Origin of the sequence: Nitrospira sp. (genome assembly GCA_016715825.1) — a bacterium.
Classification (GTDB): domain Bacteria; phylum Nitrospirota; class Nitrospiria; order Nitrospirales; family Nitrospiraceae; genus Nitrospira_D.
Map to the genome: position 1 here is coordinate 208,363 of JADJXO010000001.1, position 15,320 is coordinate 223,682.

Genomic DNA, 15,320 nt, shown 5'->3' on the forward strand with positions numbered 1-15,320 from the left:
GCGCGCATTCTCGCTGAAACAGCGTCATGTCCGATGCCTAGGATGATCGATAAAGTCCCCTCTCGTTACCACAGTCGATGACCTCACACTCGCTCTGTTGGTGTGTTTCTGCAACTGAGTCATCCTGATGACGCCAGAGTTGGTCGGATAGCCCATGAATATGATGTTTTCACCTGTTGCCAAGAGTATCGAACTGGAAGAACCGATTCGCGCCGAGCTCTTCGGTGTCGAACGGCTCGAACAACATGCGGCAAGTCTCGCGGTGGCACAGGTCGTCAGCGATGATGCACGGGTGGGCCAGTTACTCACGCCACGAGTCCTTGATAATAAACGCGTCTTGGTGGAGTCGTATCAGGCTATCGCTCGTACGATTCGCGATGAGAAAGCGATTACCCCCGCGGATGAATGGTTTGTCGATAATTTCCATATTGTCGACGAACAGCTTCGCGAGATCATCGACGATTTGCCTCCTGGGTATTACAGGCAATTGCCAAAACTTACGTCGGGTCACTTGCAGAATTACCCACGGGTCGTTGGAGTGGCCTGGGCATTCGTAGCCCACACCGACAGTCGTTTCGACCCCGACATGCTCCGTCGCTTTGTGATGGCGTATCAACGCGTACAACCGCTGACGATCGGTGAATTGTGGGCGGTGGCGATCTCGTTGCGTGTCGTGCTGGTGGAGAATCTTCGCAGGCTGGCCGAGCGGATCGTCCATAGTCGGAAGGCTCGGTTGGAAGCCGATGAACTGGCGGATAGCCTGTTCGGGAGCGGAGCCTTGGCTGTAGAGTTTCCGTCCAGTGCACTCCGTCGTTTTGAGAGTAAGTCGCTCGCCACTGCCTTTGCCGTACAGCTGGTGCAGCGACTGCGTGATCTGGACCCGAAGGTGCGTCCGGTCTTGCGGTGGCTCGACGAACGCCTGGCCGCGCAGGGCGCCACCGCCGACGACATGGTGCATACCGAGCATCAGCAACAGGCGGCCATGAGCGTGACGGTGCGCAATATCATCACCAGTATGCGGCTGACCTCGGCGTTTGATTGGTCAGACTTTTTCGAAAGCGTCAGCCCGATCGATACGATCCTGCGGACCGATCCCCGTTACACCGAGATGGACTTTGTCACACGGGATATGTATCGCCATGCGATCGAGGATCTTGCACGCGGGACGGGTCTTTCCGAAATTGAGGTGACCACGCGTGTCGTGACCCGTGCCAGGCAGGCAGGGGGTGAGCCGCATATGCGAAAGCAACCGGAGCGGGAACGACACATGGACCCCGGCTATTACCTCATCTCGCGTGGGCGCCGGGCGTTTGAACGAGAACTCGGCTACCGGGTGTCCTGGAAGGAGCGGCTGCTGCGTTGGTATGTCCGGGGGGCCGCACCGAGCTATCTGGGATCGGTGGCGGTCGGGACCACCATGGTCCTAGCCGTACCGTTGTGGTATGCCGCCGAAACTGGCGTGACTGTCGCGGGCCTGGTGTGTCTCGGTCTCATGGCGTTCGTACCGGCCTCGGATCTCGCCATGGCGCTCATTAATCGAACGGTGATGGCCATCCTCGGTCCGCGGTCGTTACCCCGGATGGCATTGCGGGACGGCATTCCTAAAGAGTTGCGCACGATCGTGGTGGTGCCTACGTTGCTGACGAGCCGGCAGGGCATCGATGAACAGATCGAGCGATTGGAAGTTCATTATCTGGCAAATTCAGACGATGACCTGCGCTTTGCCTTGCTCTCAGACTGGGGAGACGCCCCGAGCGAAAGTATGCCGAGTGACGTCGAACTGCTGGCCTCTGCAGTGGAGAGAATTGCCCATCTAAACAAGCGGTACGGCCCGGCGGCCGGGGGCGGAGCGCGTTTCGTGCTGTTGCACCGCAGGCGGGTCTGGAACGAATCCGAGCGCGTCTGGATGGGGTGGGAGAGGAAACGAGGCAAACTGCATGAATTGAATCAATTCCTACGTGGTTCGATGACCACCACCTTCATCTCCGTTGGCGGGAAGGTCCCCGAAGTGATTCCCTCAGTCCGATTCGTTATCACACTGGATGCCGATACGCGGTTGCCGCGTGGAGCCGCGCACCGGTTGATCGGCACCATGGCGCATCCCCTAAACCGGCCGAGATTCGACCCGCTCGCCGGGCGTGTGCTCGAGGGATATGGAGTGGTGCAGCCGCGGATTACACCGTCGCTTCCCGGCAGTGGCGAGGGCTCGTATTTTCAGCAGACGTTTTCTGGACCCAGCGGGATCGATCCCTACGCGTCGGCTGTATCTGATGTGTACCAGGATTTGTTTCGTGAAGGGTCCTACACGGGCAAAGGCATTTATGAGATCGATGCATTTGAGGCGGCGCTGGCGGACAAGGTGCCGGACAATGCGATGCTCAGTCACGATCTCTTTGAAGGCCTGTTCGCGCGCGCAGCACTGGCGACTGACATCGAGCTGTTCGAAGCGTTTCCCGCCCACTATGAAGCGGCCGCAGCAAGGCAGCATCGATGGGCGCGCGGCGATTGGCAGCTACTGCCCTGGCTGTTCGGGCGAGGACATACGGGATCTGAGCCGCATCGCGTGGTGGTCATTCCCGCCCTCGGCCGTTGGAAGATCTTCGACAACCTCCGCCGTACCCTGTCGGCCCCCGCGGCGTTTCTGACACTCATCGTTGGATGGGTGTTGCCGGAGCAATCTGTCTGGGTCTGGACGGGGTTCATTCTGACCACGATGGCGATTCCATCGCTATTATCTTTCGTGTTTGGGCTCTATCCACGCCGTCCCGGCGTGGCCCTGCGTACACATTTTCGTGGGTTGGGCAACGACCTCAGGTTGGCCGCCAGGCAGATTGCGATGACTGTGATATTCCTCGCACATCAGGCATGGCTCATGACGGATGCGGTTCTTCGTACTCTCGCTCGGCTTGTCTTCACGCACCGGAGGATGTTGGAGTGGGTCACCGCGGCTCAGGCTGAGGATGCGTACAGGTGCAACCTGACAGGAATGTATCGGCGCATGGCGGGTGGTGTGGTGCTTGCCGTGGTGGCAGCCGGTGCGGTGGTAGTATTCGGGCGCGATGAGTCCTGGGCTGTGGCCGCTCCGTTCGTGCTGCTCTGGATCTTGGCTCCGGCTGTGGCACGGTGGGTCAGTCTGCCGCCTCGACTTACCGGGGCCGAACCGATTTCTCCAGCCGATGCACGGAAGCTCCGATTGATTGCACGCCGGACCTGGCGGTTTTTTGAAACGTTCGTGGCTCCCGAGGACCATGCACTGCCTCCTGACAATTTCCAAGAAGATCCAAAACCCGTCGTAGCCCACAGGACTTCGCCGACCAATATCGGGCTCTATCTGCTCTCAACTTTGGCCGCCCGTGACCTCGGATGGCTGGGGACGCTCGATGTGACTCAACGACTGGAAGCCACGCTGGCGACGATGAGCCGTCTCGAGCTTCTTTCTGGGCACTTTTACAATTGGTATGACACACGTACCCTTCGTCCGCTGGATCCAAAGTATGTGTCCACCGTCGATAGTGGGAATCTCGCGGGGCATTTATTGGTCGTGGGGAACGGATGTCGCGAGCGGATTCAACACTCAACCATCGAAAGCAATTTGTTTGCCGGAATTGATGATGCCATCCAATTGTTACGCGATGCGTTGGAGAAGATTCCTGATCAGCGACAGACCCACACGGTGACCAGGAAGCAGTTGAGCGACGCCGTCGATGAGCTGGCCCTGGCGCTCTTGTCGAGACCGGTCGATGCAGGCGGCTGGACCGCTAGATTTGGAAAACTCACCGTCTTGTCACATACGGTTTCCGATATGGCTCAGGCCATGGGCCAGGAGCGCGGTGATGAGTCCGATGGGGAATTGGGTGTCTGGGCGGATGCGGTTCGGGCGTGCGTGGACAGTCATCTCCGTGATGTGGAGCTGTTCCTTCCATGGGTCCGCTTCAGTACGAAAGACCGGGCGGCTCTGTTCGACCATCCGTCGGGACCATCGCCGGAGTGGGCAGTTATCGAGCCGTTCTTTCATCCCATTCCTACGCTGGCAGCTGTACCTGAGCGGTTCACGGCTGCGCTTCGTGCGCTGGACCGCCTGCGGGAAGACGCACTGAACAATCTGTCGCAGAATCGGGTGAGTCTCGCGAGGATCGCGCTACTGGCTGATGCCATACAGCGCTCGGTTACGGATGTCACGGCCTTGGCTTGTCGTCTCACAGCGATTGCCCAGAACGCGGAGCGCATGGTTCACGCCATGGATTTCGCGTTTCTCTTCGATCCGACCCGCAAACTGTTGTCCATCGGCTATTGCGTGCCGGAGAACAGCCTGGACCCAAGTTGCTACGACCTGCTGGCGTCAGAAGCCAGACTGGCGAGCTTTATCGCCATCGCCAAGGGCGACGTGCCTTCATCGCACTGGTTTCACCTGGGCCGTGCCCTGACGCCCGTGGGAGACGGTTCGGCGCTCGTGTCCTGGTCTGGCTCTATCTTCGAATACCTCATGCCGGCGTTGGTGATGCGTTTCCCGTCAGGCAGCCTGCTGTGCCGGACGTATGAACTGATCGTCCATCGGCAGATTCAGTACGGTAGAGAGCGAGGTGTGCCATGGGGTGTTTCCGAGTCGGCCTATAATGCGCGCGATCTCGACCTGACGTACCAGTATTCCAGCTTTGGTGTGCCGGGTCTGGGACTCAAACGAGGCCTCAGTGAGGATGTGGTCGTAGCGCCCTATGCCACGGCACTCGCAGCGATGATCAATCCCATGGAAGCCACGCAAGGCTTTGGGCGCCTCGCCGAGGCCGGAGGGAGGGGAGCCTACGGGTTCTATGAAGCACTGGACTATACAGGGACACGGGTACCCGAAGGTAAAGACGTGGCGATCGTGCGGGCCTATATGTCGCATCATCAGGGGATGACGGTAATCGCCATCGCGAATGTCTTGAACGATGGAGTGATGAGGAACCGTTTTCATGCCGAGCCGATCGTCCGGGCTACTGAACTCTTGCTCCAGGAACGGACTCCGCGCGACGTGCCGGTGACACGTCCACGTGCAGAAGAAGTCGCTGCCGCGTCCCACGTCCGCGATCTCATTCCGCCCGTCATACGGCAATTTACCACCCCGCATGAGGAGGCCCCGCGGACGCATCTGCTGTCTAACGGACGGTATGCCGTCATGTTGACCACAGCCGGATCAGGATATAGCCGGTGGCGGGATATCGCGGTGACGCGCTGGCGCGAGGATGCGACGCGGGACTGCTGGGGTTCGTATATTTTTCTTCGCGATCTCCTCACTGGGTCTGTATGGTCGGCCGGGTATCAGCCCAGTGGCGTCGAGGCCGACACCTATGAGGTGTCCTTTTCCGAAGAACGGGCTGAGATTATCCGACGGGATGGCGATTGGAGCACGACGCTCGAGGTGGTCGTGTCGTCCGAAGACGATGCCGAAGTCCGTCGCATGTCCGTCACCAACTTGGGGAGCAGTGCACGCGATCTGGAAGTGACGTCTTACGCTGAGTTGTCTCTGGCTCCACAGGCCGCCGATGTGGCACATCCGGCCTTTGGCAATCTCTTTGTGCAGACGGAATTCGTGCCGGAGATCGGCGCGCTGCTCGCCACGCGTCGCAGGCGATCGGATGAAGAGACGACGGTGTGGGTGGCCCAGGTGGTTGTGGTCGAGGGAGATACCGTGGGTGCCCTCCAGTATGAAACGGATCGGGCCCGGTTTCTTGGTCGTGGGCAGCATACCCGTACCGCGGTCTCAATGATCGATGGTCGGCCCCTCTCGAATACCGTCGGTTCTGTACTAGATCCGGTGATGAGTTTGCGCCGTACCGTGCGGGTTCCGTCGGGCGGGACTGTGCGCATGGTGTTTTCAACGATCGTCGGCCCAGCCCGCGATCACGTGTTGGAGTTGGCCGACAAGTACAGTGATCCGAGAGTGTTTGAGCGAGCCGTCTCACTAGCGTGGACGCAAGCGCAAGTCCAACTGCATCACCTCGGCATCGGGACCGACGAAGCTCAGCTCTTCCAGCGGCTCGCGAATGCGGTGTTATATGTTGATGCCTCATTGCGGCCGTCTTCGGACACGCTCGTTCACAGCACGCTGGACCGTGCGTTCCTGTGGGCACATGGTATTTCCGGCGATCTGCCCATTGTGCTGGCTTCTATCGATCGCACGGAGGACGTGGATCTCATCCGGCAATTGCTGCGGGCACATGAATACTGGCGAATGCGGCAAGTATCGGCCGATGTGATTATTGTGAACGAGAAGCCGCCGTCCTACGAGCAGAATTTGCAGGGGTCGCTGGAGGCGCTGGTGCGCGGAAGTCAGTTGCGCCTCTGCCCCGACACCGGCGGCGTACGGGGCAATATCTACCTTCTGCGGACCGACCTACTTTCGGCACACGATCGGAAACTGATGCAGCAGGTGGCCCGGGTCGTTCTGCTGAGCCGGCGTGGCACGTTGGCGGAGCAGGTGACTCGACTACAGCGCCGGCACAGTCCTTCCCCACCGACACGGCCCATACGGCGTGCCCGAAAACGCCTGGATGTGCCGTTGCCTGAGCGGGAGCTTGAGTTGTTCAACGGTCTTGGTGGTTTCGCGGACGATGGGCGCGAGTATGTCACCATTCTCGGTGAAGGCCTGCGCACCCCGCGACCCTGGGTTAACGTGATTGCGAATCCCTCGTTTGGGTTTCTCGTGTCTGAGTCCGGGTCCGGGTTCACCTGGTCGCTGAACAGCCACGAAAATCAGCTGACGCCCTGGTCGAACGATCCGGTGTCCGATCCGTCAGGAGAAGTGCTCTATATTCGCGATGACGATTCCGGGGAGGTCTGGAGTCCGACGGCGCTGCCGATTCGTGACGATCCAGCACCCTATGTTGCCTGCCACGGACAAGGCTATAGCCGTTTCCATCATGGTTCACACGGTATCCTGTCAGAATTGCTGCAATTTGTGCCGCCTGAAGACTCGATCAAGATCTCTCGAATGACACTGAAGAATATGTCTGGCCGCTCGCGACGTCTTTCCATTACGGCCTATGCCGAGTGGGTACTGGGGAGTTCCCGGAGTGATTCCCATCCCTACGTGGTCACGGAGATCGATCCTGAGACCGGTGCGCTGTTTGCGAGGAATGCGTGGGCGGGTGAGTTTGGTGGGCGCATCGCGTTTGCCGATCTTGCAGGGAAGCAGACATCGTGGACCGGTGATCGCGCGGAATTTATAGGTCGCAATAGGACTCTTGAAGATCCACTGGCACTTGAACTGAGCGGGCCGTTATCCGGCAGGGTCGGTGCCGGTCTCGACCCTTGCGCGGCGCTTCAACTCTCGATCGGCGTGGAAGTAGGCGAACGCGTGGAGATCGTCTGGTTCATCGGCCAGACAGCAGGAAGAGAACAGGCTCGTCTGTTACTGGAGCGCTATCGTAGGACGGACCTGGACGCGCTGTTGCGCGAGGTTACCAGCCGCTGGGATGACGTCTTGGGTGTCGTACAGGTCCATACGCCGGAGCGCGCCATGGATATTCTGTTGAATCGTTGGGTGCTCTATCAGACGCTGGTGTGTCGCATTTGGGCCCGTGCGGCTTTTTATCAGTTGAGCGGGGCCTATGGATTTCGTGACCAACTTCAAGATGTCATGGCCCTGAGTGTGGCGGCACGCGATGTCACACGCGAACATCTGCTGCGGGCTGCGGCGCGGCAGTTTATCGAGGGTGACGTGCAGCATTGGTGGCACCCTCCATCCGGACGTGGTGTGCGGACCCGCATTTCTGATGATCTGATCTGGTTACCCTACGCGGTGATCCAGTTTCTTGAAGTGACGGGCGATACGACCGTGTTGGACGAAATGGTGCCTTTTCTGGAAGGCCCAGTATTGGCCGATGGGCAACCTGAAGCCTATTTTGAACCACGCGTATCCCAGACGTGCGCCACTCTCTTTGAACATTGTGCACGTGTGTTGGATCGGAGTCTTGTCGTCGGCAGTCATGGGCTTCCGCTCATGGGTACCGGGGACTGGAATGACGCGATGAACCGTGTCGGCCAGCAGGGCAAGGGGGAAAGTGTCTGGCTCGGGTGGTTTCTGCATACGGTGCTGTGGGAGTTCGCCAAGGTGGCGGCTCAGCGTGGTGAGCGGGCTCGTGCTGAAACGTGGCGACTCCATGTAAGTGCGTTGAAGGCCGCGATCGAGCGTAACGGATGGGACGGGGAATGGTACTGCCGTGCGTACTTCGATGACGGGACTCCACTCGGGTCCACGGCAGGCCAGGAATGCCGCATCGATTCTATTGCGCAATCCTGGGGGGTAATCAGCGGAGCGGCAGATCCTGACCGTGGCGCGCGCGCCATGGCCGCAGTGGATCGGCATCTTGTGAACAGACAAGACGGGGTGATCCGACTGTTGACGCCGCCCTTTGATCAGATGCCGAGGAATCCCGGTTATATCAAAGGCTACGTCCCCGGCATTCGGGAAAACGGTGGCCAATACACCCATGCGGCCGTGTGGACCGTGCTGGCGTTCGCGGCCCTAGGTGACGGAGACAAGGCTGGCGAGTTGTTCCGTATGCTGAATCCCATCGATCGGATCTCCTCCCGAGCGAGCGTCCAGCGATATAAAGTCGAGCCGTACGTCGTCGCCGGTGACGTGTACGCAGAGCCGCCGCATGTCGGCCGTGGGGGGTGGACCTGGTACAGCGGTGCAGCTGGGTGGCTTTATCGGGCCGGTACGGAATGGATGCTCGGTTTCCGCTTGCGTGGCGCCACACTTTCCCTTGATCCTTGTGTTCCACGCCACTGGCCAAGATGCTCCATTCGTTTTCGGTATCATTCGGCCGTCTATGATATCACGGTGGAAAATCCGCGCCATGTCAGCCGCGGCGTGACGTCGATCGAGCTCGATGGCGTTGCGTCGACTGCCAATACGAATATCCCGCTCGTCGTCTGCGGAACCCACCAGATTCGCGTCGTGCTCGGATGATCCGTGCGTGAGGAACCATGGTTAGCCTTTGTGGCAATATTCATACCTCCGCGTTCTTTCCTAGGTGGTGTTTCACCTTACGGCGTATCGCTCTCGGTGGTCTTGGTTCGCTCAATCACCTGAATGTGCGATGGTTCGAATTGGCATGATCTGCGCTCGTGCAATAAGTACGTATTTAAGCATCATGAGCTATGGTGAAATAGAAAAAAGAGTCTGATGATCGCAACGAGTGTATCGGATTCATCAGCGAGTGTGATGTTCTCCGTGCACTGGAAGCCGGCAAAGATCTTACTCATCTGACGGCGGAAGATATCATGGTCCACGATCGAGTCGCCGTCACAGCCGAGGCCGCGATCGAAGAAGCCGTGAAGACGATGGAGGGCAAACGGCTGCTCCATCTCCCGGTGAAACATAACGGAAGAATTGCCTATTCCGTGACCCGACACGATCTTCTGCAAGCCTGGATTGGTATCGGTACTGCAGGCGAAGATTAAGGAGAGGCGATTGTTTTCGAGCGAACGTTCAACCGACACCGGATTGCTCAGCGCCTCGTTGGAGCGCTAGATCCAGCCGGACTTGTCGGATATCTCTCACGTGCTGGAGTGATGGAACATGTCGACACCACATCATCCTCGAGAGAAGAAAGATCGATCGGTTCGCCCTCGAAAGTACGACCGATACAAAGCCAAGGGCAAACTTCGGGAGCCGTCGGTTTGTCGTGAGTGTCAGGCGGTCTACCACAAGGGGCGGTGGGTGTGGGGTCCTGTGCCGTCGGACAGTCAGGAGGTGATGTGTCCTGCCTGTGAACGGATCCGTGACCATGCGCCGAGCGGGATGCTGCTGCTGACCGGTGAGATCGTCGTCAGGCATCGAGATCAGGTGCTCGGGCTCGCCCGGAATGAAGAGGCTCGCCTGAAGGCCGAACATCCCCTGGCTCGAATCATCAAGATCGAAGAGCAGACCGACGCACCTGAAGGAGTGCTCATCACCACGACCGACCCTCATCTCGCGCGGCATATCGGCGAGGCGTTGCATCACGCCTATCGTGGGACATTGACCTGTCGTTATGAGGAGAACGAAGATCTGCTTCGGGCGAACTGGGAGAGCTCAGCGGATGGGTAAGAACCGGACCTCTCTGCCGGTCGGTTGAGGCAGTGGAGCTTCTGCCTGCTCTCCTGTTCGGTCTCTGTGCGCAGAAAGAGGGAGGTTCATGAAGGAGGATCCTATGCAGCTGATACTGACAGTTGAGGAGCAAGAGGTATTGTCAGGGGGGATCAAAAGTGCCATCTCGGACCTCGGGACCGAGGTTGGTCACACCGACAACCAGGCCATGCGGCAAGGCTTGCAGAAGCGAAAGAAAGTCCTGCTGGCAATTCTTGACCGGCTCAAAGGCATCGGCTGAGATCGTCTCGTCTCTGGACGCGAGGGCACCGGACTTCAGGAGGCCGAGGTGGCTTACCTGACGAATCGTGTCCCATCACCCTTCGGGCAATGATTGATCCAGAAGGTGGACAAGAATATGGCCACGTCATCTTGGCGTATGAAAGCAACGCAGAGGTGGGGAAGTCATGCCCGATGGCTCAGTGGGGAGGGACCATTTGCTGTAATTGCTCCCTGTCGGGAGTTTTCCTTCTCCCTTTGGGCTACGAAAGAAGCGGCGGAAACAACGAAAGCCCATCTCAACCAGACGGGCTGTGGTGGAGGTTGTAATCCGCTGCTTCATCAGGTCGTTGATCTAAACGAATGATGTTGGGTGATCGAGTGCGGAGCCTCCTGGTTTGACAAGGTGGCTGTCCATCGGCCGGCTCGTGGGAGCGGCCTGCTTTTCACCGTAGTCCTGTTGCATTCATCTGTCGATATTTATTCTTGCTGCATTCAATTGGCGTGAGTGGAAAGGATCCCGTGAACGCTGCCGATCTATTGATACGCTGTCTCGAACACGAAGGTGTGGAGTTCATGTTCGGCGTGCCAGGCGAGGAGACGCTCGATGTGATGGACTCCATCCTAGGCTCTCGGATTCGATTTGTCACGACGCGTCATGAGCAGGGTGCTGCGTTCATGGCGGATGTCTATGGGCGACTGTCCGGAAAAGCCGGAGTCTGTCTGTCCACACTCGGGCCAGGGGCGACCAATTTGATGACTGGCGTGGCCGATGCCAACCTGGATCATGCTCCACTGGTCGCCATCAGCGGGCAGGTGTCCACAGAACGTCAGCATGCACAATCGCACCAGTACATCGATTTGCAGGCACTCTTCAAGCCCATTACCAAGTGGAATGGTGTGATCGCCACGCCGACGATGATCCCCGAAGCAGTGCGAAAGGCGTTCAAGACCGCTCAAACAGAAAAGCCCGGAGCGATTCATCTGGAAGTGCCCGAAGATGTGGCAGCCGAGCGACTCAGAGAATCGGATGCCCTCCCTCCGCTCCGGGTCCAATCACCACGTGTACCCGAGCCCTCATCCGTACAAGTGACGCGAGCCATTGCCATGCTCTCAGAAGCCAAGAAACCACTCATCCTGGCCGGCAACGGTGTGGTGCGCAGACACGCCGATGATGCAGTCCGGCGGTTTTCGCGGAGGCTGAACATCCCGGTGGTGCACACCTTCATGGGCAAAGGGATTGTGCCGGATAGCGATCCCCTGTCGCTGTATACGATCGGGTTTCCGGGAAGGGACTATGCCGCAAGAGTGGTCGAACAGGCTGATGTGGTGGTGGCCATCGGGTATGACTTTGTCGAATACGCGCCTTGCTTGTGGAATCCCAACCGAGACAAATGCATCATACACGTCGATGTCTCTCCGGCGGACGTTGATGCGCATTACGTCGTCGACGTGGGGGTGCTCGGTGATGTGGGGCAGGCACTCGACCGCATCGCGGATGGGATGACTGCGTTCGATCCGTTGTGGGGCGAACGAGGACGCGAGGCCGTCGTCTCCGGTCTGCACAGCGAATACGCCGATACTCCCGGCTGGCCGCTGCGCCCGCAGCAGGTCATCCACGAACTCCGGAGCGCTCTTGCTCCGGACGATCTGGTGGTGTGCGATGTCGGAGCCCATAAGCTATGGATGGCGCGCATGTTTCCTTGTCAGGCTCCCAATACCTGCATCATTTCGAACGGCTTTGCTGCGATGGGGATTGCATTGCCAGGGGCGGTAGCGGCTCAACTGCTCTTCCCTACGCGCCGAGTCGTTGCTGTGACAGGCGACGGGGGATTCTTGATGAACTCCCAGGAGCTGGAAACTGTGGTTCGGCTGCAACTCCCGCTCGTGATCCTGGTCTGGCGCGACAACGGCTATGGTGTGATCCGGTGGAAACAGATGCTCCGGTTCGGCCGCACCTCGTCCGTGGAATTCGACAATCCCGATCTGGTCGCCTACGCGCGGGCCTTTGGCGCCGCAGGATTTCGAGTGAAAGGCCCATCCGAGCTCACGCCGATCTTGCATGAAGCGTTCAACTCGGCATGTCCGGCCGTGATCGATTGTCCGGTGGATTATGGAGAAAATCTTCGAATGACCGAGCATCTGAAACGCGTGCCCTAGCCGTTCTCTTTCAGTCTGTCTGGATCGCACCAGATGGCTTCACACCCCTTCACGAAGGAAGCTCACATGTTCGTGTATCTATTGGTTCTAGCAATTGTCACAGGTTGCCATTATCAGCTTTCCCTCAATTCGTGGACAAGGGCGAGTATGTCGAGGTGGCCAAAGGTACGAAGCTGTGTCCCAACGTCATCCTGGAAAAATTGAAAGGGATGCTTGATCCAGAGAACGTTTATTGGCGAGTCACCAGTAAGGCGCGGGCGAATGGCACGCAGACCGTCGCCACAGTTGTCCTTGAAACCCAGTACGATCGCAAAAGTGGTGAGACCACGATCAAGGAACGCCGAGATGATGAGGACTATGCCACGTTCTTCAAGAGAGATCCTGAGCGCAAGGGGATGCTCCTCATGGTCAGCCTCCAAGACGGACGGGTGGAAGCGACGGTGGAGGTGTGCAGGAAGCAGAAATAGAGTGTTTGCTCTGGACGCCTCTCATCCATCGGAGCGCACCGTGCACGGCGCATGCGGTGTGGCTGGCTAGGATCCACTAGACGCGATACCCGCCTTCTCTGCTTAACCATAAATGGTGAACATTAGAAGCTAATACATAGATTATGGAGATAGAGATTGACCATATACAGTAAACCTGCGTAAAATGGATTGTGGAGGGAGGAGATGACTCTCCAAGTGAAGTGTTCGCTGATTCTTGGACGCCATGAAAGTTAGGAACGTAACGATGGCGTGTTCGTTTCAAGCTCTGACGTTCCAGTTTCGCTGACTGTCCCATCCGTTGCGCTTCCCGTATCCTTCCCAGCGCGATTGATTCCTCAGTCTCCGCCGCTTCAACGCCAGAGTCCCGATGAGGTTCGATGGTCTGGTGAGGGTACCCTCATAGACTGATCTTGGGGACTACAGTCTGTCTTCGTGATGAGAGAGGCGACCTCTCGGTCACAGATCGGGATCGTCTTCTATCGAGCGAGGAAGCGGTGGAGTGTTCAACGAAGGGGGTGTTCAACATGAGATTCTTTACAATTACCATGCTGGGACTTGTGTGTCTCGGAATGACCGGGCTTGCCATGGCAAACCCTGCGATGTTGCCCGAGCATCCTGGGTATCCGTCTGGCGGAGAGTTTGCCTACGATACAGGTCGGAAACATTTGACCTATAGCCAGTCTATTGAGGAGGCCGCGAAGTCCGGCGATACAACTATGGGCTTGTCGCTGATTGACCCTCAGAATACCAGGATACCGGAAGCCCAAAGTGTCGACCCATTGTCGAAAGGGGCGGTTGAACAGCCGGCCAAAAACGACATGCGGATACCAAAGAAATAAAGCAGAAGTCTAAGCCCATGGTTTGGTTGCCAAGCAACCCATATTGTTGCAGGTGGAGGAATGAGTAGAAGCAGGGTATAGAATCTGGCCAGTACATGGTGATTGTTGGTAGGGCGGCCACCATGCACATATCTCGAGGGGTCGTTGGTGGGCGGAGTGAGCGTGATCGCGCGGAGGGCCTTGCGGTCATGCTCCTACATCTTAGGCCAGGCATGAAGGAGACAGCCATGACGGACAAGAGCTACACGATATGGCGAGCCATCTTGATTGCAGGGATGGTGCTTGGCTTAGCGGGGATTGTCGGTGAAATGGTCTGGAACCCTGATAAAGGGGAACTCAAGGGGGTGGAAGTTACTACCATGGCGACTTCTGCCAGGATTACGATTGCGGGAGCGGTGGAGACGGCTTTGGGAAGCATCGCGGGTCAAGCTCTCGAGGCGAGACTGGAGAAGAGGGGGACAAGACCGTGTGGAATGTCGAAATCCTAACCACTGAAGAAGCGATTATGGCGGTCTATGTCGATGCTGTTTCAGGAGTGGTGTTAATGACCGAAGAGAAGGTGCCAGGGAAGAGGCTCATTCAGGATAAGACATTATAACTCGGCTCGCTGGCCGCTCGACTGAATTTGTACGCGAGCGTTGTGGACGAGAACGTTTCTGAAGAACTTCTTAAGAAGGAGGAGCGTATGCAGTTGGAGATGGTACCACAAGAGCAGGAGGTATTGTTATGGGCGGTCAAGAGTACGATTTCAGACCTCAGGACTGAAATAGGGCACACCGATAATCAGGCGATGCGGGAAGATTTGCAGAAGCGGAAGGAGATTCTGTGAGTGATTTATGCTCGGCTCGGAGTCCCGGTGTAAGAGTGCCCTCCCTCTGTGTGCGAGCGGCTAGACATCAGGAAATAGCCTCGACTGTGGCGGGAACGACTGAGCGAGTGTTGAGTAACAACTAGACAGGAACTTGTACATGAACTGATTCTTAATCCGATTGGTCACGCATGAATGGATTTCCGCTGTCTTACTGAAGGAGGATTTTATGTCCATGTATGTACTGGTTCTTGTAATTGTGATCGGATCTCCCTTGTCAGGCTTTGCTCAATTCATCGATCGAGGTGAGTATGTGGAGGTCTCGAAAGGTGTGAAGCTGTGTTCCAATGCCACCCTGGAGACTTCGAATAGGATGCTCGACCAGGAGAAGCGATTCTGGCGCGTCATGAGCAAACCACGGTTGAATGGCACGCAAACTGTGGAGGCCTTCGTCCTTGAAAGTGTATACGATCGCAAAAGCGGCGAGACCACGATCGAAGCACACCCATACGATGAGGGCTATGCGACTCGATTTAAGAGAGCTGTAGCGCATAAGGGGATGTTGTTGATGGTCAGTCCAAGAGATGGTCAAGTTGAAGCAACTGTCGAGATATGTGGAACAAAGAAGTAGCGCGTCGCTTCCGGTTGAAATGACTATCTGGGTATCCGTGTGTTGTGAATGTTTGTAC

General features: G+C 57.6%; 10 protein-coding genes. All 10 read left to right on the forward strand.

Going from position 1 to position 15,320, the window contains the following annotated elements; translation table 11 throughout:
• Nucleotides 1–154 precede the first annotated feature (154 nt).
• Nucleotides 155–8,956, forward strand: coding sequence for a hypothetical protein (locus tag IPM58_01020; GenBank protein ID MBK9305688.1), 8,802 nt, complete (start codon nucleotides 155–157; stop codon nucleotides 8,954–8,956).
• Between the two features lie 314 nt (nucleotides 8,957–9,270).
• Nucleotides 9,271–9,450 (forward strand): CBS domain-containing protein, encoded by a 180-nt coding sequence (locus tag IPM58_01025; GenBank protein ID MBK9305689.1) that lies wholly within the window; start codon nucleotides 9,271–9,273, stop codon nucleotides 9,448–9,450.
• A 118-nt stretch (nucleotides 9,451–9,568) separates the two neighbouring features.
• Nucleotides 9,569–10,078, forward strand: coding sequence for an ATPase (locus tag IPM58_01030; protein ID MBK9305690.1), 510 nt, complete (start codon nucleotides 9,569–9,571; stop codon nucleotides 10,076–10,078).
• 103 nt (nucleotides 10,079–10,181) lie between these two features.
• A complete protein-coding gene (locus IPM58_01035) occupies nucleotides 10,182–10,358 on the forward strand; it encodes a hypothetical protein (GenBank protein MBK9305691.1) in 177 nt (58 codons plus the stop codon).
• A gap of 500 nt (nucleotides 10,359–10,858) precedes the next feature.
• The gene (locus IPM58_01040) at nucleotides 10,859–12,496 is read left to right on the forward strand and encodes an acetolactate synthase large subunit (protein ID MBK9305692.1); all 1,638 of its coding nucleotides are present in this window, start codon (nucleotides 10,859–10,861) and stop codon (nucleotides 12,494–12,496) included.
• A 155-nt stretch (nucleotides 12,497–12,651) separates the two neighbouring features.
• Nucleotides 12,652–12,963, forward strand: a complete 312-nt coding sequence (locus IPM58_01045) for a hypothetical protein (protein ID MBK9305693.1) — start codon at nucleotides 12,652–12,654, stop codon at nucleotides 12,961–12,963.
• A gap of 545 nt (nucleotides 12,964–13,508) precedes the next feature.
• Entirely contained in the window at nucleotides 13,509–13,823 is a 315-nt protein-coding gene (locus IPM58_01050; GenBank protein ID MBK9305694.1) for a hypothetical protein, read from the forward strand.
• A 227-nt stretch (nucleotides 13,824–14,050) separates the two neighbouring features.
• Nucleotides 14,051–14,311: a hypothetical protein gene (locus tag IPM58_01055; GenBank protein MBK9305695.1), complete on the forward strand. Its 261-nt coding sequence runs from the start codon at nucleotides 14,051–14,053 to the stop codon at nucleotides 14,309–14,311.
• A gap of 197 nt (nucleotides 14,312–14,508) precedes the next feature.
• Complete coding sequence (locus tag IPM58_01060; protein MBK9305696.1) at nucleotides 14,509–14,652, forward strand: hypothetical protein; 144 nt, start codon at nucleotides 14,509–14,511, stop codon at nucleotides 14,650–14,652.
• Nucleotides 14,653–14,860: 208 nt separating this feature from the next.
• Entirely contained in the window at nucleotides 14,861–15,262 is a 402-nt protein-coding gene (locus IPM58_01065) for a hypothetical protein (GenBank protein MBK9305697.1), read from the forward strand.
• Nucleotides 15,263–15,320 lie beyond the last annotated feature (58 nt).

Excerpts from the sequence above, each read along its gene's own strand:
- IPM58_01030 (MBK9305690.1), top strand. The coding sequence starts at position 9,569 with ATGTCGACACCACATCATCCTCGAGAGAAGAAAGATCGATCGGTTCGC.
- IPM58_01050 (MBK9305694.1), top strand. The coding sequence starts at position 13,509 with ATGAGATTCTTTACAATTACCATGCTGGGACTTGTGTGTCTCGGAATG.
- IPM58_01020 (MBK9305688.1), top strand. The coding sequence starts at position 155 with ATGAATATGATGTTTTCACCTGTTGCCAAGAGTATCGAACTGGAAGAA.
- IPM58_01065 (MBK9305697.1), top strand. The coding sequence starts at position 14,861 with ATGTCCATGTATGTACTGGTTCTTGTAATTGTGATCGGATCTCCCTTG.
- IPM58_01025 (MBK9305689.1), top strand. The coding sequence starts at position 9,271 with ATGGTCCACGATCGAGTCGCCGTCACAGCCGAGGCCGCGATCGAAGAA.
- IPM58_01060 (MBK9305696.1), top strand. The coding sequence starts at position 14,509 with ATGCAGTTGGAGATGGTACCACAAGAGCAGGAGGTATTGTTATGGGCG.
- IPM58_01055 (MBK9305695.1), top strand. The coding sequence starts at position 14,051 with ATGACGGACAAGAGCTACACGATATGGCGAGCCATCTTGATTGCAGGG.
- IPM58_01035 (MBK9305691.1), top strand. The coding sequence starts at position 10,182 with ATGCAGCTGATACTGACAGTTGAGGAGCAAGAGGTATTGTCAGGGGGG.